We start from the raw sequence: 25873 nt of genomic DNA, 5'->3' as shown, positions 1-25873 counted from the left end.
TAGTCATTTATCGTATTTATGACGGAAAATTTTCTTAGCGTGTCTCTAAGTTATTGATGCTTTCACTGAGTAATTAATGTCTTAACTAGGTCATTGATGCTTTCACATAAACATCAAAACGGTTCTTTTTAGTTTCGATTGCCATGCTCGGTTTTTGCTCGTCTAACCATGCTGCGTAATCCGGCCTTTTGACCACAACGCGCTTCGTTGCCAACTTCATCGCAGGCTCAAACAAGCCATCGGCATCCAGATCGGCGCCAACCAAAGATTGGAATACTCGCATCTCTTTCTTAACCAAAGCCGACTTCTTCTTGTTCTCTGGGTGTGGGTACATAGGATCGAGGTACACCACATCAGGCTGTTCAAAGTTAGGGTCGTTGCTAAGTTTATCCAGCGCGTCGTGACTTGAAGCGTGAATCAACTTCATACGTTCGCTAACCCAACCGCCGATGTCTGGGTCTTGTTGTGCTCTCTGCAGGCCGTCATCCAATAATGCTGCCACAACTGGATGTCGCTCTACCATCTGTACTTTACAACCCAAAGAAGCCAGCACAAACGCATCTCGTCCTAAACCAGCGGTGCCATCTAAGATAGTTGGTGTTGCGCCTTTGTTTAGACCCGCTGCCTTAGCAATTGCCTGACCTTTACCACCACCAAACTTACGTCTGTGACCGACTGCGCCTCCGACTAAATCAACAAAAATAGCGCCAAGCTTAGGTTCATCGACTTTACGTAGCTCAAGTCGCTCACGAGTCAGTACCAAAGCAAACTCGCTGCTTTCATCATGAGATAAATTCCAACGGGTCGCTAAGTCATTTAGATGATCGATTTGGGTGGCATCTTCGCAAATCAGTTGTAGTTGCAAGGTCGTCTCCAACAGACAGTAGTATTCAAAACAAAAGAGGCAACCAGTTTACCTGATTGCCTCAACAATACATATTAGCGGTGCAAACTATTAGCTCTGAAAGCAATGAGCGCTGCAAGTGCTAGTACTAAAGAATGGTCATCGTGTCGCTTGGTTCACTTAATCTAAGTGCTCTAACGCTCGCTCTTGCTGTAACTCTTCAACGAGCTCTGCGAGTGGCTTAGGTCGACCAATAACATAGCCCTGAGCATAGTTAACACCGAGTTCAATCAACTTATCGAGAACCTGAGTATTTTCAACAAACTCAGCTACCGTGTGCTTGCCCATCTGCTTCGCTAAATCATTGATCGAACGAACCATCACATAATCCATCTCGTTAACATCAATATCACGCACAAACAGGCCATCAATTTTCACAATATCAACGGGTAATGCCTTCAGATATCCGAATGACGATAAGCCTGAACCAAAATCATCCAGAGCAATCAAACAGCCGAGCTCTTTAATTCGAGTGAAGAACTTGATTGCCTGCTTCATATTACTCATCGCGGCCGTTTCAGTTATTTCTAGACAAATCTTATGGCAAGGCACTGACGAGTGCGCCAAACTTTCAATCAAGAACTCAACAAACTCTCGGTTACCCATCGAGTGACCAGAAAGGTTTATCGAACACATCCCCAAATCATCAACGAGATGCGGGCGTTGCTCCAACCAACTCAACGTCTGACTGACGACTTGGCGATCAATCAAATGCGCGATGTTATAGCGCTCGGAGGCTGGCATGAAAATCCCCGGTGAAATGTACTCACCTTGGACGTTCTTGATCCGCACCAGTATCTCAAAGTGCATTTTGTTGCTATTTTCCTCTAGGCCAAGAATACGTTGAGCAAACAACTCCAAGCGATCATTAGCTAAGGCTTCATGTACCAAGTTAACGCATTCCATTTCTAAATGGCGGCGGCGAAGATCTTCATCATCTTGATGATAAAGGTGATAACGATTTCGCCCTTCCTCTTTAGCGGCATGGCAAGCGGCATCCGCCTGTGCATGCACCATTTGTGATGAAGCGGCAGTATGATCAATCAATCGAATTCCGATAGAACAGGTAAGATTGAGGTGAATATCGCCCCATAAAAATGGACTCTCACTCATCATCGATATAATACTGTGACAGACATTAACAGCATCTCGCTCAGTACAATCTTTGATTAATACCGCAAACTCGTCTCCCCCCATCCGAGCTAAAACAGCATTGTAAGGAAGCACATCTTCTATCAGATTAGCGCTAAATAAGATCGCGGCATCACCCGCTTCATGCCCAGCGGTATCGTTCAGTACCTTCAATTGGTCCAAATCTAAGAACAACATCGCATGAGTTCTCATATGACTCTCAACCTCTTTCAGCGCCTTTTGTAGCTCTTGCTCAAAGTGGTTGCGGTTGAAAGTATCTGTAAGCAGGTCATAACGCGCTTGGTATTCTAACTTTTCAGAAAGTTCGCGGGTTTCAGTAATATCCTCTCCCACAATCAACAGCTGACCCGAGTCGACCAATGGACGAATATTTTCACGAATCCAGATCGTTCTACCGTCCGCATGACGATACTCGATATCACGGCGCCACACGCCGCGAATTTTGTGCTGTGGTTGCAACAAGATATGACGAGGAATCATCGCGTTCTCATCCACATAGAACTCTCTAGGGCGATGCCCTAACAGTTGATCAAGTGGATAACCTAGTAGCTCTTCAGCAAACTGGTTCACTTGTTGGATACGATTGTTGACATCCAGTGTAATCATCATCACCGGCTGCTTGTCGTAATACAGTTTGAGATTCGCTTCACGTTGGAACAATTTGTTCTCAGCAAGCTTTCGCGAGGTAACATCACGAGCTTCAAATAAGAACTGAATGGTGTCCTCTTCACTGATCGGCATCGGCTTTAAAGAGATATCTAGCACCATTCCACCACGATCACGGCACCATACCTCAGCCTCAAATCGTAGGGTTGGATAATCATCTCTTTCAGCAAAATACTCCTTTAGCACTTCGCCCGCGGCATCATCCCAATATTCTTGGAGAGGTGTTCCCAATTTATAACCTTGATTATAAAGAAGCTCATGCAGCTTACTGTTGCTCGAAAGCAGTACACCGCCCTTATCAATAATGCCCATGAACTGTAGGCTTTGATCGAATATTGACTCCAGTAACAGCTGGCTTTGTCGGCTGGCACGTTCACTTTTCTTAAGGCGGTTGAGGTAGTAAACCAAAGTCGCAATAACACACGACATAACCAAAAACAGCAAACCTATTGTTCGAATTTCATCGTGATAACGTACCAAGAATGACTGAGGCTTATTGAGAAAAGTAATTGAAGCTTCATTCTCAGTTCCCAGCCCCCAGCGTGACATCTGTTGGTAGTCGAGTTTAATCTCCGATGCGCCAGGAGCGACTAAAGGCAGAGGTTCATTTGGGTTTGCTAATACCTTTAGTAAAACACGTCCCGTATCTCGACCTTGCGTTTCACCACTTTGAATAACACCGCCTATCGCCCCAAAACCCAACCCCAAATCGTGCACCATATACAGTGGCATTTGGGTTTTAATGTTCAATTGTCGCCAGTCTTCAACACTACTCACGTTACCTTTAGCATCGCGATAATATGCCCAAAAGAGTAAGCTCTGATCTAGATCGGTTCGCTGAGAAAACGCAATTAATTCTTGGTAAGAGTCAGGCACATAGTGCTCCAACAAATCGGAAAAGTTGGGGTGGGCCTCAATAGAACGATCGATTTGTGAGCGGATAGCCTCACCGGTTACTGAATGGTCAGTAACAATGTATATCTTCTTTATGTTTGTTTGAAGGCGCTTAATTAGCTCAATATTACCCAACAAATCAATATCTTCAGTAATACCCGTCGCGTTCAAACCTTCAATCATTTCAGGGGAAAAATTGTTGATGCCACCAAAGATTACTGGCGTATCCTTGAGATCGGGCGCAAGGCGCTTCATTAAATTAAGGGCGTTATTGTCACTGACTACAACCGCAGCAAATTCTTCATGCATCAACTTGGTGTGATAAAGCTGATAAACGCGCTCTAAGTATTCTGGGTTTTGAGTTCGTTTACTATCCAAATAAACAACTCGATAGGATAGTCGATCACGGTCCAGTTCTTCTGATAATCCTTTGTGGAAATCATCAGTCCAGAAAAAACCCTGATGATAAGAGTGAATAACCAACACATCTTTTGTTTGAGCTGAAACAAAAGCACTCCAACACATAACAATCAAAAACAACGAAAATCGCACTGAATTCACCCTAACACTATAGTTGCTGCTAATATTATCACCCTTGGCTATGATGTGTACTAAAGCCGGTATGTTTTTTATTCACCTTAAGGATTATGCATGTCCACAACTACAGCTCGTCTAGATGATCTAGACCGTGCCATTCTCAAAACTTTGATGGAAGATGCGCGCACGCCTTATGCTGAAATGGCAAAGAAATTCGATGTCAGCCCCGCGACGATTCACGTTCGTATCGAAAAGATGAGATCGGCCGACATTATTGAGCGAACCGAGGTTGTGGTAAACACTAAGAAGCTTGGTTACGACGTGTGTTGTTTTATTGGTATCAACCTTAACGCAGCTCGCGACTACCACTCAGCCATTGCTAAGCTTAATGCGTTAGACGAAGTGGTTGAGGCTTACTACACCACTGGCGCCTACAACATTTTCGTTAAACTGATGTGTAAATCGATCGAAGAGTTGCAGTTCGTACTGATTGATAAATTGCAAGCGATTGACGAGGTTCAATCGACTGAGACATTGATTTCATTGCAAAATCCTATCAATCGCAATGTAAATCCATAGTCGTTTGATAAATCGATACAAAAAGAGCCTCACAAGGAGGCTCTTTTTACATTCTGACCAGCTCAATATTAAGCGCTGATACCCGCATGACGCAGCATCGCATCGATTTGAGGCTCTCGACCACGGAAGCGCTTGAACAGCTCCATCGGCTCTTCACTCCCCCCCATTTCAAGAATGTTATTCAAGAAACGATTACCGGTTTCAGTGTTGAAGATCCCCTCTTCTTCAAATGCAGAGAACGCATCTGCAGACAATACTTCTGCCCATAGGTAGCTGTAGTAACCCGCGCTGTAGCCACCAGCAAAGATATGACCAAAGCTGTGTGAGAAGCGGTTCCAATCAAGACTTGGCAGTACCGACACCTTAGACTTAACATCCGCTAGTGTTTCTAGGACGCGAGCACCCACTTCTGGATCGTATTCTGTGTGCAGTGTGAAATCGAACAGACCAAGCTCTAGCTGACGCAGGATAAACATCGCAGATTGGAAGTTCTTCGCCGCTAGCATCTTCTCTAACATCTCTTTTGGTAGCGCTTCACTCGTTTCGAAGTGACCAGAAATGAACGACAGCGCTTCCTCTTCCCAACACCAGTTTTCTAGGAACTGACTTGGTAGCTCAACGGCATCCCAAGGCACACCGTTGATACCCGCGACTGCGCCCGCTTCAACTTGCGTTAACATGTGGTGAATACCGTGGCCAAATTCGTGGAACAAAGTGACCACTTCATCGTGAGTAAACAGTGCTGGTTTATCACCGACGGGTTTGTTGAAGTTACACGTTAGGTAAGCGACTGGTGTTTGTAGATCGCCAGATTCAGTAATACGACGACCACGACAGTCATCCATCCAAGCGCCACCACGTTTGTGTTCACGTGCGTATAGATCTAGGTAGAAGCTACCGCGCAATGTGCCTGTCGCATCAAAGATGTCAAAGAAGCGCACTGAATCATGCCATGTATCCACACCTTCACGCTCAGTCACAGACATACCAAACACACGGTTTAGTACTTCGAACAAACCAGAAACTGCGTTCGACTCAGGGAAATATGGGCGAAGCTCTTCATCAGAGATCTCGAACAAGTTCTGTTTTTGTTTCTCGCTGTAGTAAGCGATGTCCCACAGGTTTAGCTCAGAGACACCAAACTCTTTCTCAGCAAACTGACGTAGCTCTTCTACTTCACGCTCACCTTGCGGTTTGGCTTTTACTGCTAGGTCGTTAAGGAAACCAAGTACTTGGTCTGGCGTTTCTGCCATCTTAGTCGACAGAGATTTTTCGCTGTAAGTGCTAAAGCCAAGCATGCGTGCGATCTCGTGACGAAGCTTAAGTTGCTCAGTGATGATCTCAGTGTTGTCCCACTTACCAGCATTTGGACCGCGATCTGAAGCACGCGTTACGTAAGCTTCGTACAGCTCTTTACGCAGTTCTTGGTTATCACAGTACGTCATCACCGGTAGATATGATGGGATATCTAGAGTCAGTAGGTAACCTTCCTGCTCTTTAGCTTCTGCCGCGGCTTGTGCTGCTGCCAATGCCGACTCAGGCATACCGGCCAGTTCAGCAACGTCTGTTACCTGCTTGCTCCAACCCATGGTTGCATCAAGCACGTTGTTTGAGAATTGAGAACCTAGCTCAGATTGGCGCTTGCTGATCTCGCCGTAACGGTGCTGCTCGTCTGCAGGTAAGCCAATACCCGACAACTCGAAATCACGCAGTGCGTCAGTAATCGTTTTCTGTTGAGCTTGATCTAATGCAGAGAATGCTTCACTCGCCTTGATCGCTTTATACGCTTCGAACAAACCTTTGTGTTGACCAACCCACGTGCCGTACTCAGAAAGCACAGGTAAACAGCTCTCATAAGCATCACGCAGTTCGTCGCTGTTCATAACAGAGTTCATATGGCTTATAGGTGACCAAATACGGCCTAAACGATCATCCACTTCTTCAATCGGAGCAACGAGGTTGTCCCAACTTGGTGAAGTATTACCTTCAAGTACTTGTTCTATCTTGTTGCGACACTCTTCAATCACTTGCTCAACCGCTGGCTTAACGTGCTCAGGTTTGATTTGTGAAAACGGAGGTAAGTCCGTGAAGGTTAATAGCGGATTAGACATATAAACATTCCTTTGGCTTTAGAGACTTTCGTCTTTTTTGTAATGAGGTCGTCTTACAGTCATCAGGCTAAGGATCGCCCTAAAAAATCACCTGCGAATAGTTATTAAATAGTGCCCATGAAGGCAAATTTCAATAGTAGAACCAATAACTAACTGCATATTGCGAACGACTGTTCCTGAATTGTTTGAGAACTTATGGTCCATTGGGGGTTATAATAGTCAAATTAACCCCACCTACACTAACCACACTCTAATTCGAGAGTGTTACGAGAGTTTAATTTGTTAAGTTATCGCCACAGCTTCCACGCGGGCAACCATGCCGACGTAGTAAAGCATATCGTACAGAGCCTTATTCTTAATTCTTTGAAACAGAAGGATAAGCCTTTTGTTTACCATGACACTCACTCTGGTGTAGGTCGTTACGACTTAACGCATGAATGGTCTGAAAAAACAGGCGAATACAAACAAGGTATTGCACGCATCTGGGCACAAACAGAACTTCCTGAAGACATTCAAAGCTACCTTGAGTCTATCTCAGCACTCAACAATGGCGAAAAACTGCGTTTCTACCCAGGTTCACCACGTGTTGCACGCGCACACCTACGTGACCAAGACCGCATGGTACTGACTGAGCTTCACCCAGCCGATCACCCGCTGCTTGAGCAAGAGTTCCACCGCGATCGTCAGGTATCTATCTATAAAGAAGATGGTTTTAAGCGCTTGAAGGGCAGCCTGCCACCAAAAGAGCGTCGTGGTTTGGTGCTTATCGACCCGCCTTATGAGCTGGCAAAAGAGTATCGTGATGTTGTGACTGCGATTGCTCAAAGCCATAAGCGCTGGGCAACTGGTATCTACGCAATTTGGTACCCAGTGGTAAATCGCTGTGATATCGAAGATATGATCGAAGGACTTGAAGGCTTAGGCATCAACAAAATTCTACAAATCGAACTTGGCGTATCACCAGACACTAACGAGCGTGGTATGACAGCATCAGGCATGATTGTTATCAACCCGCCTTGGAAGCTAGAAAGCCAAATGAACGAAATTCTTCCATTCTTGAAGGAAGCAATTGCGCCGGCAACCGGTCACTTCAAAGTAGAGTGGATCGTACCCGAGTAATCTCGAACTTAACGTCATGCTCTGACGAATATTCAGCAGATTGTGACGTACACGAATAAATTTTAAACAGGGTGATTGAGTTCAACCGATCTGCCCTCAATATAATAATTAGACAATTTAAGAATCTATAGGACGTAGGTGTTCAGTGCGCTCACTGTACCCACAGCCTTCAATAAATGGAGAAAGTAATGGCGACTCATTTTGATTACATCTGTATCGGCGGCGGTTCAGGCGGCATCGCATCAGCTAACCGCGCAGCAATGCACGGTGCAAAAGTTGCACTTATCGAAGCTCAAGACCTTGGTGGTACTTGTGTAAACGTTGGTTGTGTCCCTAAAAAGGTTATGTGGCACGGTGCTCAAGTTGCTGAAGCAATCAACCTATATTCAAAAGACTACGGCTTCGACGTTGACGTAAAAGGCTTCAACTGGGGCAAACTGGTTGAAAACCGCCAAGCGTACATTGGTCGTATCCACCAATCTTACGACCGTGTTCTTGGTAACAACAAAATAAACGTAATCAAAGGCTTTGCTAAGTTTATCGATGAGAAGACTGTTGAAGTTAACGGCGAACACTACACAGCAGATCACATCCTGATCGCGGTAGGTGGTCGTCCAACCATTCCAAATATCCCAGGTGCAGAATACGGCATCGACTCAAACGGTTTCTTCGATCTAATGGAGCAACCAAAACGCGTTGCGGTTATCGGCGCGGGCTACATCGCAGTTGAAATCGCAGGCGTTCTAAGCGCACTTGGCACAGAAACACACCTGTTCTGCCGTAAGGAGTCACCACTACGTAGCTTCGATCCGATGATCGTTGAGACATTGGTTGAAGTAATGGAAGCGGAAGGCCCAACACTTCACACGCACTCTGTGCCTAAAGAAGTAGTGAAAGAAGCAGACGGCACGCTGACTCTGCACCTAGAGAACGGCAACACTCAAAACGTTGACCACCTAATCTGGGCTATCGGCCGCCACCCAGCCACTGACGCTATCAACCTAGCATCAACTGGCGTTGAGACTAACGACCGTGGTTATATCAAGGTAGACGAGTTCCAAGCAACTAACGTTCCTGGCATCTACTGTGTTGGTGACATCATGGAAGGCGGTATCGAGCTAACTCCTGTTGCTGTTAAAGCAGGTCGTCAGCTTTCTGAGCGTCTATTCAACGGTCAAACAAACGCAAAGATGGACTACACGCTAGTTCCTACTGTTGTATTCAGCCACCCACCTATCGGCACTATTGGTCTAACGACTCAAGAAGCTGAAGACCAATACGGCAAAGACAACATCAAGGTATACACGTCTGGTTTTACTGCAATGTACACAGCAGTCACTCAGCACCGTCAACCTTGTAAGATGAAGCTAGTATGTGCTGGTGAAGAAGAGACAGTAGTTGGCCTACACGGTATCGGCTTCACTGTTGATGAAATGATTCAAGGCTTTGGCGTTGCAATGAAGATGGGCGCAACCAAAGCAGACTTCGACTCTGTAGTGGCGATTCACCCAACAGGCAGCGAAGAGTTTGTAACGATGCGCTAGGCGCTGAATGCAACGAATATCGAATAAAAAAGCTCCAACAATAGTTGGAGCTTTTTTATTGAAAAACGATTAACTCTACTTCACACACATCACGTTAAGCAACGAGGAACCTTTGAGTTGGTTTACGTTACCGTTGGTAAACAGGCCTTTTTTGTCTGCGCCCCAATAAGGCAGGTGCATTGGCCAATTCTGATTTTCCATGACCTTCGACCCTAAGAGACTTTGCCACTGATTTTCACTCAACAGCGTCATATTAATCTTACCACATACTAATTCGGCACTGTCGTAATCGAGTCGGCTCCAGGGTTTACCTTGCTCCATATAAAACTGTTGTTCATCACCTAAAAGATAAGGAATCGCATATTTACTACCCGCAACACTCGCTGTCATGCGTATTTCAATGTTCAGATCATTGTCTGAATTTGCACCATGACTAGGGAAAGCTTGAATGGCAGCAGCACTCGCGACTGCAGCTTTTTGAGCAGCAGCTATCGGCTTCGGCGCTGGTTTCGCTGCTACTTTAGCCTTAACTGAGGCTTGATGCTTAACCGTTTTTGGCTCTGCCGTTTTTGACTTCATTGCTTTGGTCACGACCGGTTGTGAAGAAGAGGTCTTCGATTTATCAACCATACGAATAAAGGCTTCGCCATACCCAGAAACCTTACGTACCTGAGCTAAGTCTTTTCTCGCATCAGAAAAAGTAGAATAAGGACCAATTAGGCAGCGATAGTCTCCACCTTCGGGCTTCATCCATACGTTCGTTGAAATCTTCTCATACAATGGCTTTGCTTTGCTCAGTGACAAAGGCTTATTCAACAAACCACATTGAACCCAAAACAGATCGTTATCTGAATGATGTTTAGGCGCTTTACTGCCCCAAACACCCTTACCAATCGGACATGATTGTTCTAGCTGTGGTAACTGATTGGTGCTTGCCTGAGTCGCATCGCATAGAACCGATTCGGCATTAACTTGGCTTGATACCAACAGGGATGCAGCAATAAGCCCCATACGATAATTTCTAACCACAGCACGACATACAACATTCATTGTCAACTTCATAACCACCACTTAAACCCTCTAGGGGTTAATTGTTACCGAACAGGTGTCGATAAAACATGAATTCCATTTTAAGTACTATTGACTCTATCAATGGTACTAAGTTCCAAATTCATTAAGCAAAAAAAGAGCCGTAATTGCTTACGACTCTTAGTTTAGTGATTTTTTTTACTAAAAATCAAACTGAACTATCACCCTTTATAGATTTTCGGGTTAAACACGTCACGTAACCAGTCGCCTAGTAGGTTGATAACTAGAACCAATGTCACCAAAAGCACACCTGGGAATGCAGTGATCCACCATGCTCCAGAGAAGATGTAGTTAAAACCAGTACTAATCAGAGCACCCAGTGACGGTTGGTCGACTGGAAGCCCTAAACCTAGGAAAGAAAGTGCCGCTTCTGACATGATGGCATTTGCCACCTGTACCGTAGAGATAACCAAAATTGGTGATAAACAGTTAGGCAGAATATGACGGAACATGATGCGAGGCGCTCTAAAGCCCATCACACGCGCCGCTTCCACGTATTCTTTCTTCTTCTCAGCCAATACCGATGCACGAATCGTACGAGCATACTGCGGCCATTCAGCAATACCGATGATCACCACCAGCATCACCACAGCGTATTGTGCATAGAAATCACTACCGAAACTTGCCTTAAAGATGGCCGAGACAATGATCGCAACCATCATGGTTGAGAACGAAAGCTGAACATCAGCGAAGCGCATCAAGAAGCTATCAATACGGCCACCGAAGTAACCCGCAGACAAGCCAATGATGATACCAAGCGTTAGTTGTAGACCTACCGCCAAGAAACCAATGGTCAGTGATAAACGCGAACCGTAAAGCATGGTCGATAAAATATCACGGCCTTGCTCATCCGTTCCTAGCAAGAAGCGATCTTCACCGTCTTCCATCCATGATGGTGGAAGTTCTGAGTCCATGATATCAATCGATGTCACGTCGTACGGGTCTGTTGGCGCTAGAATAGGTGCAGCTAGAGCCATCACTAAGAAGATTGAGAAAATGGCAAAACTCACCATTGCCACTTTGTCGCGTAAGAAGTAATACACAATGTCTGATTGCTTAAAACGTTCCCAGCGAGACGGCACTGTCGATGTCTGTTCCATGATTATGCTCCTTTCCCTGTGATGTTAACGGTTGGGTTGATAACACCGTAAAGCAAATCAACAATTGTGTTAGTCACGACGAAAATAAGACCAACAAAAATAACGTATGCGGTAATCAGCGGAGTATCCACTCGGTTAATCGCTTCTAAGAATAAGAAACCTGTACCTGGCCACTGGAAAACCGTCTCAGTAAGAATGGTGTATGCCACCATAGTACCAATCTGAACACCACCAACAGTAAGAACTGGTAGCATGGTGTTTTTCAATGCATGTTGGTAATAGATTTTGTTTAGCGCTAGGCCTTTCGCTTTACCAAACTTTATGTATTCAGAACTTAGAACTTCTAGCATTTCAGAACGAACTAGACGAATAAACAGTGGCAGCATGATAGATGCCAGAGCAATACTCGGCAGAACTAAGTGTGCAAGGCCATCTAGCGTTAAGAAGCCAGACTCCCAACCAAACCAGTTGGCCGTATCACCACGTCCAAATGACGGCAGCCAACCGAGCTCGATAGAGAACACATACATCAGCATGATTGCAGTTAAGAAAACAGGAACCGAGATACCGACACTACTACCTGCCATAATCAATTTGGTAAAAAAGCTTTTTGGGTGAATCGCAGAGTAAACGCCGAGTGGGATCGACATACAAACAATAATTAAAGAAGCACCAAATACCAGCTCCAGAGTTGCCACTAGTTTATCTAGAATCACATCAACTGCAGGTCGCTTAAAGAAGTATGAAGTACCAAGATCACCCTGTAGAGCTGCGCCTACAAAGCGAGAGTATTTTGTAACGAAGGGATCATTTAAGCCGAGTTCATCGCGTAGCGCTTGACGCTCCGCCTCTGAAACAGATTGACCGACTAACTCACGTAACGGGTCGCCCAGGTTATCCTGAATGGCAAACGCCACCAAACTGATCACAAACATCACTATCAGTGCCTGAAACAGGCGCTTGACCAGAAACGTAACCATTCCTTGCCCCTTATCTATCCATGACTATCTAATCGAAATCCGCGACTAGACAACAAAAAAATTCAGTCTTAAAAAAGGTATTTAGCCAGACTGAAGGAAGACCAAATACCGAAACTTAAATCTATATCTTAATAATATTGAGAGCCTGAAAGCTTCAGGCTCTCGATTCTAGCAAGCTAGATTATTTTACAACTAGGTCGCCGAAGTAAGGCATAACCATTGGGTTTACTACGTCTGCTGCACCTACGTTAGATTTCGCGCCCCACGCTTCACTCTGCCAGTGTAGAGGAACGAAGACTGCATCGTTGTAAAGTGTTGCTTCAACGCCTTTCAGCATCTTAGAACGCTTAACTGGGTCAGTTTCAGTGTTTGAAGCTTCTACAATCGCATCCATTTCTGGGTTTGAGTAGCCAGAACAGTTGTATTGACCACGGCCAGTCTCTTCGTTGCGAGTCATTGTTAAGAACTCGTTGAAGTTAGCTGAATCTTCAGTATCTGAGTGCCAGCCGATCATCATCATGTCAGCTGAACATAGATCAAATTCTGGCCAGTACTGTGCTTTAGGCATTGTCTTAAGATCAACTTTGATACCAATCTTAGACAGCATTGCCGCAGACGCTTGCGCTACTTTCGCATCGTTCACGTAACGGTTGTTAGGCGCTGCCATAGTTAGTGTAAAGCCATCTTCGTAGCCCGCTTCTTTCATCAGCTCTTTCGCTTTTTTCAGATCGTAACGAGGAACTAGATCTTCGTTGTGACCCGCGTAGCCTGTTGGGCTCTGCTGACCAGCAGCTGTCGCGAAACCTTTCATGATTTTCTTAACAATACCTTCATTGTTAATCGCATGAACGATTGCTTGACGAACGCGCACATCTTTCAGTGCTTCGTTGCTGTTTTGGTTCATTTGGAACGTAATGATACGAGTACCAGGTAGCGTTACTAGATCGATGTTCTTAGCTTTTTTAACACGCTTGTGATCGTTTGGCGCAACAGGGTGAATCATATCAACATCGCCAGAAAGAAGTGCAGCTACACGCGTTGCATCTTCTTTGATTGGCACAAGTGTTAGCTTGTCTACGTTACCTTCAGTTTCTGTGTCCCAGTAATCGTTGAAACGCTCGAACGTGACTTTAACGCCTTGCTCACGCTGCGTTACGATAAATGGACCAGTACCAGAAACGTTAGTCGAAGCAAACGAGTTACCGTGCTTAACTAGCTCAGATTTGTCATTACCTTCCGCTGTTTGACCAGAGTAGAACTTACTGTCCATTGGGAAGATGTAGGTTGCTGTTTGTAGTACTAGTGGGTAAGCCGCTTTTGATACTAGCTCAACGGTGTAGTCATCTACTTTTACCATTTTTTCGTATGGCGTGAAGATAGACTTAAAGTCTGGAGAAGCTTGTAGACGTTCAAAAGTCCACACAACATCATCAGCAGTCAGTTCGTTACCAGAGTGGAATTTCACGCCTTTACGTAAGTTAAAGCGGAAAGTCGTTTCATCAACACGCTCCCAGCTAGATGCTAGGCGGCCTTCAAAATCCATCTCTTGAGTGAAACGTACTAGAGGGTCAAACACCATGTGAGACATTTGCAGTGTGCCACCAGACAGCTGCTCGTGCGGGTCAAGTGATACCGGGTCAGCTGCGTAGCCAACGGTAATATCTGCTGCTGCTGCACTAAAGCTTAGGCCAGCTGCCATTAAAGCTACTGCTAATTTGCTTTTCATGGTTTTCATTGCATAACTCCTTCATGCGGGAATCCAGATCCCTAGTTGTTGTATTTGCGTCTGTTTATTGTTTTTAGCAAGCTAAACTCCAGCCTACTGATTTTTATACCGCGGCTTGTGCCACTGCTTTTTCTTCTCTTAAACCTGTAAATTCAGGCATTAAAGAAATTAGGTGTTTGCTGTATTCATGCTGAGGCGATTGGAATAGCTGCTCGGTTGGCGCTACTTCCAATAGTTCTCCCATTTGCATCACACCAACACGATCACACATTTGGCGAATAACCGGTAAATCGTGACTGATGAACAGCATGGTTAGGTTGAGCTCGTCTTGTAAATCTTTTAATAGGTTAAGGATCTGAGCCTGAACCGACACATCCAGCGCCGAGGTAGGTTCATCACAAATCAAAAGACGTGGACGAGTTGCCAAGGCGCGAGCGATAGAAATACGCTGACGTTGGCCACCTGAGAATTCATGTGGGTATTTAACCCCAGCCATCTTGCCTAAACCAACGTGCTCTAGCAGGTCGTTAACGATCTGACGAGTTTCATTCTCGTTACGCGTAAGTTTATGGAATCGGATCGGCTCAGCAATGATGTCGAATATCTTCATTCGAGGGTTCATTGATGTATAAGGGTTTTGGAAAACCATCTGCATTTGACGACGCATTGGGCGACGTTCTTTTTCAGATTTAAGTCCCGTAAGATCAACGCCTTCAAACGTTACTTTGCCAGAGTTAGGTGCGTACAAACCAGCAATCACACGAGCAATCGTTGATTTACCCGAACCAGATTCACCAACCAAACCAAACGTCTCACCTTCGTGTACTTCAAAGCTCACGTTGTTTGACGCCTGAACGTACTCACGACGGCTCTCAAAGAATGAATCTTTAGTGGTGAAGCGCAGGTTTACGTTTTCAACATTTAATAGTGGACCAGTGTAATCACGGTGATCTTGGCTTTGACCCAACCAGTGATTTTTCACATCAAGTGGTTCCATCTCATGTGCTTCTTCGATATAGCTCACAAGAGGGAAACGATCAAGTTTACGATCTGAACGCGGAACCGCGGAGATAAGACTGTGCGTGTAAGGGTGTTCAGGAGTACCGAGGACTTTCGCCGTCGGACCAAACTCAACCAAATCACCGCGATACATAACGGCTACGCGATCGGTAACATTAGATACCACACCCATGTCGTGTGTTACCAACATACAACCTACATTCTTCTTAATACATAGGTCGCGAATCAAACCCAAGATCTGGTCTTGGATAGAAACATCCAGTGCTGTTGTTGGTTCATCAGCGATGATTAGGTCAGGTTCACCTGCCAGTGCGATCGCGATAACAACACGCTGACGCATACCGCCTGAGAATTGGTGTGGGTACTGCTTTAAACGGTTTTCTGGTTGCGGAATACCAACTTGGTTCATCAAATCTAATGAGCGCTGGTAGGCTTCTTGATCCGAAACCTTCATGTTGGCATGAATCGTCTCTTTTAACTGCTGTTCTACTGTGAATAGAGGATTAAGAGAAGTCATTGGATCTTGGAAGATAAAACCAATCTTTGAGCCGCGAACAGAACGCATCTGTTCAGGAGATAAGCCTGAAACTTTTTCACCGTCCAGAAATACCTCGCCGCTAGCAATGCGACCAGGAGGGCTCAGCAAATCGATCACAGCATTACCTACTGTTGATTTGCCTGCACCAGACTCGCCTACAACGCCAACAATCTCACCACGTTCAATGTTGAACGAAAGTGATTTCACTGCGGCGTGAACTCCATGACGAGATGGGTATTCGATACGAAGATTTTTTACTTCTAAAAGTGACATTACCAGACCTCTACTGCTTTGGCAGCTTTCTGCCCTGTCTGCAAAATTGAATCCATTCTTACCAGAATATTGTTCTGATATTTTATACGGTTGACAATTTGGCAAATAATTCACAGAAAAGCAACAAAAATAGGATAAAAAGTCGACATTAAACGCTTAGCAAGTAAAAATGCCACATAAGTATTCACTCAAAGAGCATATAGTAATGAAAAGCAGCATTATATTTCCAATAATAAATATTTACAAACCCCTTACTACTGCGTACTTGTAGAGTTAAACATATCATTCAAAGCACATATCCCCACCAGCCACCAAGATCAAATAATTATTCCAAAAAACAATTAACACTATAGAAACAAATGCTAACTTTACCAATTTAAGCAAACAAAACAACCATATAAAACAAACCCAACCACACATTAAACCATATGTATTATTTTGATAAATACAAATAAGAAAAACGAAAGACTTAATAAATCAAAGGATTTTTTAAACAACAAGATTCGAAGAAATCTGTCAAATACAGACCTTAGAGAACATATTTAACGTCAAATTTCACTTTTCATAAAAATCTTTAGACCAAACCTATTAATTTGTCTAATGATTGGTGGGGAGTTTTATATAAAATTAGATATCGATCTGCACATTTGATAAAGAAAACTGCTCCGTATAAGCACCATAATGGAGATAAAGGGTAAGAGCCTACCTTATTATATGGAGGGGGGGGATTTACGGAGATGACACCAGGCAAGATGCCGAAGCGGTTGAGGTCCCTGCATTCAAAATGGAGGATTACTGAACCGAGAGATGTAAAAAAGCCCCGTCATTTCTGACGAGGCTTCTTAAAGTGATCGGTGAAGAGACATTCTTTGAACATCAGGCGAACCCCACTTGGGTTCCAATCTAGTGATCTACAGATGAAAAAAAACTCATCATTTCTGATGAGCTTTCTTAAAGGCGGTCAGTGAAGAGACATTCTTTGAACATCAGGCGAACCCCACTTGGGTTCCAATCTAGTGATCTATAGATGAAAAAAAAGCTCATCATTTCTGATGAGCTTTCTTAAAGGTGGTCGGTGAAGAGGGATTCGAACCCCCGACCCTCTGGTCCCAAACCAGATGCGCTACCAAGCTGCGCTATTCACCGAGACGTTTCGTTTGATTTGATTTCTCAAACAGGGAACTTCAATGAAGTTACCAAAATTAATGGGGTGGCTAACGAGATTCGAACTCGCGACCACCGGAATCACAATCCAGGGCTCTACCAACTGAGCTATAGCCACCACTAATCTTTTATATAACCGCTTAAAAAGCGACTATTGAAATAGTGGTCGGTGAAGAGGGATTCGAACCCCCGACCCTCTGGTCCCAAACCAGATGCGCTACCAAGCTGCGCTATTCACCGACTAATTTTGTATCGACTCTTGGGCATAATGAATCAACACTGGAAGCCGAAGCTACCGATATTTTGTAAAGAAAGAATGGGGTGGCTAACGAGATTCGAACTCGCGACCACCGGAATCACAATCCAGGGCTCTACCAACTGAGCTATAGCCACCATTATTTCTTTTGCCAATTCTCACTTACCTAAGTAAGAGACCGGATGGCGCGCCTGAAAGGATTCGAACCTTCGGCCTTTGGCTCCGGAGGCCAACGCTCTATCCAGCTGAGCTACAGGCGCATGCCCTGTCGGCGGAGTGGAATAATACGTATATCACCTTATGCCGTCTAGTACTTTTTTAACTTTTTTTTCTGTTTGGTCTCTTTTTCGACAGTTAATATGTGATAAACCCCTTATTTGAGTACTACAACCCACCGCAGCTTATAAGTTGTTGTTTATTGCAACAACTTATCGGGATATAATCACCCATTATTTACATTGGTTTAACAGTTGCTCTTTACTGGTAAAGCCAAAACACCCTTCCAACACTATAAATTGGTAAGCATGTACTTACCTTGGGAATGTAAAGTGAGTTTAATGGATATGTCTCGTCGAATTTTAAGCGTTGTCATCGCAGTTTTAACCTTTTCAACTGGCGCTATGGCTTCAGGCCTAAGCGAAGCAGAGCAAAATGCTATTGCTGAACGCATCAAACCAGTTGGCCAAGTTTACCTAGTCGGCAGCGAGCCAGTAGCCGCAGAACCAACAGGCCCTCGTGATGGCGCAGCAGTTTACGGTACCTTCTGTATCGCTTGTCACTCATCTGGTGTAAGTGGCGCACCTAAAACAGGTGATGCTAGTGACTGGGGTCCTCGTATTGCCCAAGGTCGCGACATCCTAGCTGACCACGCAATCAACGGCTTCAATGCTATGCCAGCGAAAGGTTCATGTATGGACTGTTCAGACGATGAAATCAAAGATGCTATCGAGCACATGATTGCTGGTCTGTAATTTGCCGAGCTATAGTTAAAAATGCCAGATTCAAAAAAGGTGACCTCATGGTCACCTTTTTTATTGGCTTCTATATAGTGCTATAAAAGCAGAGCATCACTTCTTATTGAACATCGCACGAATGTTGGCAATATGTGCCTGTCCTTTCTCCATTCTTTCTTCTGCAGATTGAGGCTTCTTCACGCTTTCCCACTCCACATCTTCATGCGGCAGTTCATCAAGGAATCGGCTTTGTGTTGGCTTTATCAATTCGCCATACTGACGACGTTCACGACATTTAGTGAAGGTCAACTCTTTCTGCGCTCGAGTAATCCCTACATACATAAGACGACGTTCTTCTTCTACGTTACCTTCATCGACACTGGTTTGGTGTGGCAAGATACCCTCTTCGGCTCCCATCAGGAACACATACGGAAACTCTAGGCCTTTCGATGCGTGCAATGTCATTAATTGAACTTGGTCTGCATCGTCATCATCTTCACCACGCTCCATCATGTCACGTAGCGTTAAACGTTGAACCACTTCTCGTAGGGTCTTCTCTTCTTTGTCGTAGTTGTCACCCTCAAGGTCAGCAACGATCCAACTATAAAGATCAGAAACGTTCTTCATTCTCATCTCTGCAGCTTTCGGGCTTGCCGAGGTTTCGTACAACCAATCTTCATAGTTAATATCACGAACCAAAGAGCGAACAGCCTCAACGGTATTACCACGTTCAGCATTATCAGAAATACGAACAATCCAATCGCTGAAACGGCGCAGGTTTTCTAAACCACGACCAGTCAAAGTTTGCTCTAAACCCATCTCAAAGCTGGCTTCAAACAAGCTCTTGCCACGCATATTGGCGTAGCTGCCTAACTTCTCAAGCGTCACCGGGCCAATCTCACGACGTGGTGTATTTACAATACGTAGAAACGCGTTGTCATCATCAGGGTTCACCAACACGCGGAGGTAAGCCATGATGTCTTTAATCTCAGCTCTAGCGAAGAAAGAGGTACCGCCAGAAATTTTGTAAGGCACACGGTTCTGCATCAAGGCTTTTTCAATCAAGCGAGATTGGTGGTTACCACGGTACAGCACTGCGTAATCTTTATATTCTCTACGATTCAAAAACTTGTGAGCGATTATCTCACCTGTAATACGCTCTGCTTCATGCTCTTCATTCTTAGCATTCAGTACCTTGAGCTTTTCACCGTCCGGGATCTCAGAGAACAGTGACTTTTCATAAACGTGTGGGTTATTAGCGATCAAGATATTCGCTGCACGCAAAATTCGACTCGTTGAGCGGTAGTTCTGCTCTAGTTTGATCAAGCGTAAGTTCGGGTAATCCTCACCTAGCAGCACCAAGTTCTGCGGTTTTGCACCACGCCATGAGTAAATAGATTGGTCATCGTCACCTACGACCGTCAAACGACCACGCTCTCCCACAAGCAGACGCACCAATTCATATTGGCTGGTGTTGGTATCTTGATACTCATCGACAAGTAAATAGCGAATACGAGACTGCCAGCGCTCGCGCACTTCTTGATTGGTTTTCAGAAGTAATACTGGCATCGCAATCAGATCATCAAAATCGAGCGCGTTGTATGCCTTCATCTGTTTCTGGTACATCTCAAAACAGAATGCAAACAACTGCTCTTGTTCGCCTTGAGCTCGAGTTTTCGCCTGATCTGGCGTCAGCATGTCATTCTTCCAATTCGAAATAGTGCTCATTAAAGCACGCAGCAGATCCTTATCACCATCGATCTGTCTCTCTGTTAGCTCTTTTAATAGCGCCAACTGGTCTTGGTCATCAAATAGAGAGAAACCCGCTTTCAGACCCAGCGCTTTGTATTCGCGACGAATGATAGTTAAGCCCATTGTATGAAAAGTCGAAACGATCAGGCCTTTCGATTCACCTTTACCCAGAGTTTGCCCCACACGTTCTTTCATCTCGCGTGCCGCTTTATTGGTAAAAGTTACCGCTGCAATATTGCGTGCCTTGTAACCACACTCTTGAACCAAGTAAGCAATCTTATTCGTGATAACACGTGTTTTACCGGATCCAGCACCCGCTAATACTAGGCAGGGGCCCGAAACATATTTCACGGCTTCATCTTGTCTTGGGTTCAGTTTCATTTAGGTCTCAATTTGGTCTAGAGGGGCGAATTCAATTGCGCGCCTATAATAATGCTGCAACACCACGAATGCTACGCTCTCTTATGCAAGAATTTTATATCGCACATGAAAAACTATGTTGCACATATGTGTGGGTCTTAGGCTATAATGAATGAACGTTCATTCATTAGTGAGTATATTATCACTGTCTGGTTCTTATTCTATGATAGATAAAAGACAACAAATTATAGATGCCGCCGAAAAACTGATTGCTGAATCGGGCTTTCACGGGCTTTCTATGCATAAACTAGCCAAAGAAGCAGGAGTTGCGGCAGGAACTATTTATCGCTACTTCTCAGACAAAGAAGAACTATTACAACAAGTTCGCTTAGCTGTCACTCAACGGAATGCTGGTTTAATTCAGCAAGGCGTTGAAGATTCGATGAGTCTAAAAGAACGATTTAGAAAAATGTGGCTCAACATTTTCGAGCTCTCGGGATCAAACATCTGCAATTTAAAGAATAGAGCTCAATACGACTCTTTACCTTGTATTCGCAGCCATGAGACCAAAGAGATTGAACGAAAAATGTTCCACAAAATAGATCGACTCTTTACTGAAGGTAGAGAGCAAGGGGTGTTTAAACCCCTAGAAAACCCTGTTTTAGCAGCACTTAGCTTAGAAGTCAGTGTCACGCTGGCCCGTAAGCAATCTCTTGGATATTACCAACTTGATAAAAAAGCCATTGAAGCGGCGATTGAAGCAAGTTGGGATGCGATTATTACACACTAATTTGGAGTTCTAACTAGAATGAAAAAGTGGACTTTCTTCATGTTACTCATCGCTGTACTACTTTTCGGCAGCGTTATTGGGTTTAACATGTTTAAACAACAAAAAATTGCTGAGTTTATGGCTAACCGACCTGAGCCAGAATTTCCAGTAACGGTAACTGAAGTTCAACCGATCGACTGGGTTCCTGTGATCGAAGCTATCGGCTTCATCGAACCTAACCAAGGTGTAACACTAGCGAACGAAACCAGCGGTGTTATTGACCAAATCTCTTTTGGTTCTGGTACTGATGTTAAAAATGACCAACTTCTTGTTCGTCTGGATTCTGGCGTAGAAAAGGCAAATCTAAAGAGCTCTGAAGCTCGCCTGCCTGCGGCAAAAGCAAAATACAAACGCTACCAAGGTCTTTTTAAGAAAGGTTCTATTTCTAAAGAAGCATACGATGAAGCAGAAGCAAACTTCTACTCTCTATCTGCTGACATTGAAAGCCTAAAAGCATCTATCGAACGTCGTGAAATTCGTGCTCCGTTCGATGGCAAAGTGGGTATTCGTAATGTGTACCTAGGTCAATACCTGCAATCAGGTACGGATATCGTTCGTTTAGAAGATACCAGCGTCATGCGCCTGCGCTTCACGGTTTCTCAAACTGATATCTCTCGCATCCATGTTGGTCAAGCTATCGACATCTTTGTTGATGCTTACCCGGAAACACCTTTTGAAGGCTCTATCAGCGCAATCGAACCAGCAGTAAGCATCCAAAGTGGTCTTATCCAAGTTCAGGCAGATATTCCAAACAATGATGGCAAGCTTCGTAGCGGTATGTTCGCTCGTGCTAACATCATTCTGCCTAAACTAGAGAACCAAGTCACTCTTCCTCAAACAGCGATTACTTTCACTCTATACGGTGACAATGTTTACATCTTAACTGAAAAAGACGGAGTTCAGCGTGTTGCTCAACATGTTGTAAAAGTAGGTGAGCGTACGGCTGATATAGCACACATCCTTGATGGTGTTAAAGCTGGCGATACGGTTGTAACTTCTGGCCAAGTACGCCTAAGTAACGGCGCCAAAGTTAAAGTTGTTGAAAGTGATGCGATCACTCCACCATCTGAAACACCTAAGCTGTAACTGGAGGCACAATGCGCTTTACTGATGTTTTTATTAAACGTCCAGTTCTAGCGGTATCCATCAGCTTTTTGATTGCTCTGCTTGGCTTACAAGCAATCTTCAAAATGCAGGTGCGTGAATACCCTGAAATGACGAATACCGTGGTGACAGTCTCAACTGGTTACTATGGTGCAAGTGCCGATCTTATCCAAGGCTTTATCACCCAACCCCTCGAACAGGCTGTGGCTCAAGCGGATAACATCGATTATATGACATCTTCTTCTGTGCTAGGTAAATCTACGATTACCGTGAACATGAAGTTGAACACCGACCCGAATGCGGCATTGTCTGACATACTGGCCAAGACAAACTCGGTACGTTCTCAGCTACCTAAAGAGGCTGAAGATCCAACCGTAACCATGTCTACCGGTTCAACAACCGCTGTACTCTATATTGGTTTTACCAGTGACGAATTGGTATCGAGCCAAATTACCGACTATCTAGAGCGTGTAATCAACCCGCAGCTATTTACGGTTAATGGTGTATCTAAAGTTGACCTATATGGTGGTATGAAATACGCACTGCGCGTATGGCTAGACCCATCAAAAATGGCGGCGATTGGTCTGACTGCATCTGATGTAATGACGGTACTGAACGCTAACAACTACCAATCAGCTACGGGTCAAGCGACCGGTGAGTTCGTGCTTTACAACGGCAGTGCCGATACTCAGGTATCAAACACTGAAGAACTAGAGAATCTAGTTGTGAAAAGCGGAGAAGGTGAGATCATTCGCCTATCCGATATCGCGAAGGTTTCTCTTGAAAAAAGTCACGATGTTTACCGAGCAAGTGCTAACGGCCAAGAGGCGGTTGTAGCCGCGATCAATGCGGCGCCAAGTGCGAACCCAATCAACATCGCTGCTGATGTACTGGAACTTCTTCCTCAACTAGAGAAGAACCTACCAAGCAACATCTCAATGAACGTAATGTACGATTCAACCATTGCGATTAACGAGTCAATTCAAGAAGTTATTAAGACTATCCTTGAAGCGGCATTAATCGTATTGATCGTGATTACCTTATTCTTAGGTTCATTCCGAGCGGTACTAATCCCTATTATTACTATCCCACTGTCTTTGATTGGTGTGGCAATGGTAATGCAGGCAATGGGCTTCTCTTGGAATCTAATGACACTGCTGGCAATGGTACTTGCCATCGGTCTAGTGGTAGATGATGCGATCGTAGTACTTGAAAACGTCGACAGGCATATCAAGCTCGGCGAGTCCCCTTTCCGTGCAGCAATTATCGGTACTCGTGAAATTGCGGTGCCTGTTATCGCAATGACGTTAACGTTAGGTGCGGTATATGCTCCAATTGCGATGATGGGTGGTATTACAGGCTCGCTATTTAAAGAGTTTGCATTAACCCTAGCGGGTTCGGTTTTCGTATCAGGCATTGTGGCACTAACGCTCTCGCCAATGATGTGTTCAAAAATGCTGAAAGCTCATGCTGAGCCAAGCAAGTTTGAGCAGAAAGTTCATAGCGTACTAGATGGGATGACTAATCGTTACGAGCGTATGCTTGGTGCGGTAATGCAACATCGTCCAGTATTTATTGGTTTTGCTATCATCGTATTTGCAAGTTTACCGTTGTTGTTCAAATTCATCCCTAGTGAGCTAGCACCTTCAGAAGATAAAGGTGTAATCATGTTAATGGGTACAGCGCCGTCGAATGCGAACTTAGACTTCATGCAAAATACCATGAACGACGTAAACCAGATTCTGTCTGATCAGCCAGAAGTTGCTTACGCACAGGTATTTACAGGTGTGCCAAATGCAAACCAAGCATTTGGTATCGCGTCTATGGTTCCTTGGAGCGAACGTGAAGCAAGCCAATCAGACGTAGCAAACCGCGTTGGTAATTTGGTGAAAGATGTTCCAGGAATGGCGGTAACTGCATTCCAAATGCCAGAACTACCAGGTGCTGGTTCAGGCCTTCCAATTCAGTTTGTCATAACAACGCCAAACAGTTTTGAAAGCTTGTTCCAAATTACCACAGACATTCTGGCTGATGTATCTTCAAACCCGTTGTTCGTATATTCAGATCTCGACCTGAACTACGACTCAGCAACCATGAAGATCAACATCGACAAGGATAAAGCGGGCGCATACGGTGTGACCATGCAAGATATCGGTATCACGCTCGGTACCATGATGTCAGATGGCTACGTAAACCGTATCGACTTGAATGGCCGTTCTTACGAGGTAATTCCTCAAGTTGAACGTAAATTCCGTTTGAACCCAGAGTCAATGAACAACTACTACGTACGTGCTGCAGACGGCAACGCTGTACCACTAGGCAGTTTGATTACGATTGATGTTGTGGCAGAGCCTCGCTCTCTTCCTCACTTCAACCAATTGAACTCGGCTACGATTGGTGCGGTACCGGCTCCAGGCGCTGCAATGGGTGATGCAATTGCGTGGTTTGAAGACACGGCAGCGAATAAGCTTCCAAGTGGCTACAACCATGACTACATGGGTGAAGCACGCCAATACGTAACAGAAGGTAGCGCACTTTACGCGACCTTTGGTTTAGCACTGGCAATCATCTTCTTGGTATTGGCGATTCAGTTTGAATCACTGAAAGACCCACTGGTTATCATGGTATCTGTACCGCTGGCGATCTGTGGTGCCCTAATAGCTCTGGCTTGGGGCGCAGCAACGATGAACATCTACTCGCAAGTTGGTTTGATCACCTTAGTCGGCCTGATTACCAAGCACGGTATCTTGATTTGTGAGGTAGCGAAAGAAGAGCAGCTGCACAATAACAAGACTCGTATTGAAGCGGTAATGGAAGCAGCGAAGGTTCGTCTTCGTCCAATCCTGATGACAACGGCTGCGATGATCGCAGGTCTAATCCCACTGATGTACGCAAGTGGTGCGGGTGCGGCTCAGCGTTTCAGTATTGGTATCGTAATCGTTGCTGGTTTAGCAATTGGTACTCTCTTCACGCTATTTGTACTGCCAGTGATTTACAGCTACTTAGCTGAAAAACACAAACCTCTACCTGTATTTGTTGAAGACAAAGACCTAGAAAAACTAGCTCGCGTCGATGAAGCAAAAGCAGCGCACAGAGAATTAGCTGATAATAAGTAATCACTAAGTCGTAATAACAATAAAAAGGCTACTTCGGTGGCCTTTTTTTGTACGCCATAGGCGACATCTCAAGTGTGATTAAATAGAATAGTACTAAATATTCAGGA

At 44.7% G+C, this 25873-nt stretch carries 16 protein-coding genes and 5 tRNA genes; 7 read left to right on the top strand and 14 right to left on the bottom strand.

All coding sequences use genetic code 11. The features are described from left to right. Nucleotides 1–85: 85 nt before the first annotated feature. On the bottom strand, nt 86–865 hold the full coding sequence (locus Q5H80_RS00305; RefSeq protein WP_304566163.1) for a class I SAM-dependent methyltransferase: 780 nt from the start codon (nt 863–865) through the stop codon (nt 86–88). 159 nt (nt 866–1024) lie between these two features. Next, nucleotides 1025–4141, bottom strand: a complete 3117-nt coding sequence (locus Q5H80_RS00300; protein WP_369809712.1) for an EAL domain-containing protein — start codon at nt 4139–4141, stop codon at nt 1025–1027. A 126-nt stretch (nt 4142–4267) separates the two neighbouring features. On the opposite strand from Q5H80_RS00300, the gene asnC reads away from it, so the two are divergent. Next, on the top strand, nt 4268–4732 hold the full coding sequence (asnC, locus tag Q5H80_RS00295; protein ID WP_009848066.1) for a transcriptional regulator AsnC: 465 nt from the start codon (nt 4268–4270) through the stop codon (nt 4730–4732). A gap of 68 nt (nt 4733–4800) precedes the next feature. Here the strand turns inward: asnC and prlC are convergent, their stop codons facing one another. After that, the gene (gene prlC / locus Q5H80_RS00290) at nt 4801–6843 is read right to left on the bottom strand and encodes an oligopeptidase A (protein ID WP_304566145.1); all 2043 of its coding nucleotides are present in this window, start codon (nt 6841–6843) and stop codon (nt 4801–4803) included. A gap of 279 nt (nt 6844–7122) precedes the next feature. Here prlC and Q5H80_RS00285 point away from each other — a divergent pair, with 279 nt between their 5' ends. Then, nucleotides 7123–7962 (top strand): 23S rRNA (adenine(2030)-N(6))-methyltransferase RlmJ, encoded by an 840-nt coding sequence (locus Q5H80_RS00285; protein WP_304566144.1) that lies wholly within the window; start codon nt 7123–7125, stop codon nt 7960–7962. A 188-nt stretch (nt 7963–8150) separates the two neighbouring features. Then, the gene (gene gorA, locus Q5H80_RS00280) at nt 8151–9506 is read left to right on the top strand and encodes a glutathione-disulfide reductase (RefSeq protein WP_304566143.1); all 1356 of its coding nucleotides are present in this window, start codon (nt 8151–8153) and stop codon (nt 9504–9506) included. 75 nt (nt 9507–9581) lie between these two features. On the opposite strand, the gene Q5H80_RS00275 is transcribed toward gorA, so the two are convergent. From Q5H80_RS00275 to Q5H80_RS00230, 10 genes are all read right to left on the bottom strand, one after another. Beyond that, on the bottom strand, nt 9582–10568 hold the full coding sequence (locus Q5H80_RS00275; RefSeq protein WP_304566141.1) for an SPOR domain-containing protein: 987 nt from the start codon (nt 10566–10568) through the stop codon (nt 9582–9584). Nucleotides 10569–10756: 188 nt separating this feature from the next. Beyond that, nucleotides 10757–11695, bottom strand: a complete 939-nt coding sequence (locus Q5H80_RS00270; protein WP_304566139.1) for an ABC transporter permease — start codon at nt 11693–11695, stop codon at nt 10757–10759. Nucleotides 11696–11697: 2 nt separating this feature from the next. Beyond that, nucleotides 11698–12675, bottom strand: a complete 978-nt coding sequence (locus Q5H80_RS00265) for an ABC transporter permease (RefSeq protein ID WP_009848074.1) — start codon at nt 12673–12675, stop codon at nt 11698–11700. A gap of 181 nt (nt 12676–12856) precedes the next feature. Further along, nucleotides 12857–14410 carry an ABC transporter substrate-binding protein gene (locus Q5H80_RS00260; RefSeq protein WP_009848075.1) on the bottom strand — a complete coding sequence of 518 codons (1554 nt, stop codon included), beginning with the start codon at nt 14408–14410 and terminating at the stop codon, nt 12857–12859. 94 nt (nt 14411–14504) lie between these two features. Next, nucleotides 14505–16232, bottom strand: coding sequence for an ABC transporter ATP-binding protein (locus Q5H80_RS00255; protein WP_009848076.1), 1728 nt, complete (start codon nt 16230–16232; stop codon nt 14505–14507). Between the two features lie 1069 nt (nt 16233–17301). Then, a tRNA-Pro gene (locus tag Q5H80_RS00250) sits at nt 17302–17378 on the bottom strand. Nucleotides 17379–17438: 60 nt separating this feature from the next. Continuing rightward, nucleotides 17439–17514, bottom strand: a tRNA-His gene (locus tag Q5H80_RS00245). A 45-nt stretch (nt 17515–17559) separates the two neighbouring features. After that, nucleotides 17560–17636 (bottom strand) — tRNA-Pro (locus Q5H80_RS00240). 77 nt (nt 17637–17713) lie between these two features. Continuing rightward, nucleotides 17714–17789: transfer RNA gene (locus Q5H80_RS00235), tRNA-His, on the bottom strand. Nucleotides 17790–17835: 46 nt separating this feature from the next. Beyond that, a tRNA-Arg gene (locus Q5H80_RS00230) sits at nt 17836–17912 on the bottom strand. Nucleotides 17913–18209: 297 nt separating this feature from the next. Between Q5H80_RS00230 and Q5H80_RS00225 the strand changes: the two genes are divergently transcribed. Further along, nucleotides 18210–18623 carry a cytochrome c5 family protein gene (locus Q5H80_RS00225; protein WP_304569356.1) on the top strand — a complete coding sequence of 138 codons (414 nt, stop codon included), beginning with the start codon at nt 18210–18212 and terminating at the stop codon, nt 18621–18623. Nucleotides 18624–18719: 96 nt separating this feature from the next. Here Q5H80_RS00225 and rep read toward each other — a convergent pair whose 3' ends face one another. Next, nucleotides 18720–20738: a DNA helicase Rep gene (gene rep, locus Q5H80_RS00220; protein ID WP_304566136.1), complete on the bottom strand. Its 2019-nt coding sequence runs from the start codon at nt 20736–20738 to the stop codon at nt 18720–18722. Nucleotides 20739–20889: 151 nt separating this feature from the next. Here rep and Q5H80_RS00215 point away from each other — a divergent pair, with 151 nt between their 5' ends. The 3 genes from Q5H80_RS00215 to Q5H80_RS00205 are packed head-to-tail and all read left to right on the top strand — an operon-like array spanning nt 20890 to nt 25766. Further along, entirely contained in the window at nt 20890–21507 is a 618-nt protein-coding gene (locus Q5H80_RS00215; protein ID WP_304566135.1) for a TetR/AcrR family transcriptional regulator, read from the top strand. A gap of 18 nt (nt 21508–21525) precedes the next feature. Further along, nucleotides 21526–22632, top strand: a complete 1107-nt coding sequence (locus Q5H80_RS00210; protein WP_304566133.1) for an efflux RND transporter periplasmic adaptor subunit — start codon at nt 21526–21528, stop codon at nt 22630–22632. 11 nt (nt 22633–22643) lie between these two features. Further along, on the top strand, nt 22644–25766 hold the full coding sequence (locus Q5H80_RS00205) for a multidrug efflux RND transporter permease subunit (RefSeq protein WP_304566132.1): 3123 nt from the start codon (nt 22644–22646) through the stop codon (nt 25764–25766). Nucleotides 25767–25873 lie beyond the last annotated feature (107 nt).

The organism is Vibrio sp. SNU_ST1, assembly GCF_030563405.1.
Taxonomy (GTDB): Bacteria; Pseudomonadota; Gammaproteobacteria; order Enterobacterales; family Vibrionaceae; genus Vibrio.
Note: the sequence above shows the minus strand (reverse complement) of the source record. Positions and strands in the feature narration are given on the sequence as shown.

Excerpts from the sequence above, each read along its gene's own strand:
- Q5H80_RS00300 (WP_369809712.1), bottom strand. The coding sequence starts at position 4,141 with ATGTGTTGGAGTGCTTTTGTTTCAGCTCAAACAAAAGATGTGTTGGTT.
- asnC (WP_009848066.1), top strand. The coding sequence starts at position 4,268 with ATGTCCACAACTACAGCTCGTCTAGATGATCTAGACCGTGCCATTCTC.
- prlC (WP_304566145.1), bottom strand. The coding sequence starts at position 6,843 with ATGTCTAATCCGCTATTAACCTTCACGGACTTACCTCCGTTTTCACAA.
- gorA (WP_304566143.1), top strand. The coding sequence starts at position 8,151 with ATGGCGACTCATTTTGATTACATCTGTATCGGCGGCGGTTCAGGCGGC.
- Q5H80_RS00275 (WP_304566141.1), bottom strand. The coding sequence starts at position 10,568 with ATGAAGTTGACAATGAATGTTGTATGTCGTGCTGTGGTTAGAAATTAT.
- Q5H80_RS00270 (WP_304566139.1), bottom strand. The coding sequence starts at position 11,695 with ATGGAACAGACATCGACAGTGCCGTCTCGCTGGGAACGTTTTAAGCAA.
- Q5H80_RS00265 (WP_009848074.1), bottom strand. The coding sequence starts at position 12,675 with ATGGTTACGTTTCTGGTCAAGCGCCTGTTTCAGGCACTGATAGTGATG.
- Q5H80_RS00260 (WP_009848075.1), bottom strand. The coding sequence starts at position 14,410 with ATGAAAACCATGAAAAGCAAATTAGCAGTAGCTTTAATGGCAGCTGGC.
- Q5H80_RS00255 (WP_009848076.1), bottom strand. The coding sequence starts at position 16,232 with ATGTCACTTTTAGAAGTAAAAAATCTTCGTATCGAATACCCATCTCGT.
- Q5H80_RS00225 (WP_304569356.1), top strand. The coding sequence starts at position 18,210 with ATGGATATGTCTCGTCGAATTTTAAGCGTTGTCATCGCAGTTTTAACC.
- rep (WP_304566136.1), bottom strand. The coding sequence starts at position 20,738 with ATGAAACTGAACCCAAGACAAGATGAAGCCGTGAAATATGTTTCGGGC.
- Q5H80_RS00215 (WP_304566135.1), top strand. The coding sequence starts at position 20,890 with ATGAACGTTCATTCATTAGTGAGTATATTATCACTGTCTGGTTCTTAT.
- Q5H80_RS00210 (WP_304566133.1), top strand. The coding sequence starts at position 21,526 with ATGAAAAAGTGGACTTTCTTCATGTTACTCATCGCTGTACTACTTTTC.
- Q5H80_RS00205 (WP_304566132.1), top strand. The coding sequence starts at position 22,644 with ATGCGCTTTACTGATGTTTTTATTAAACGTCCAGTTCTAGCGGTATCC.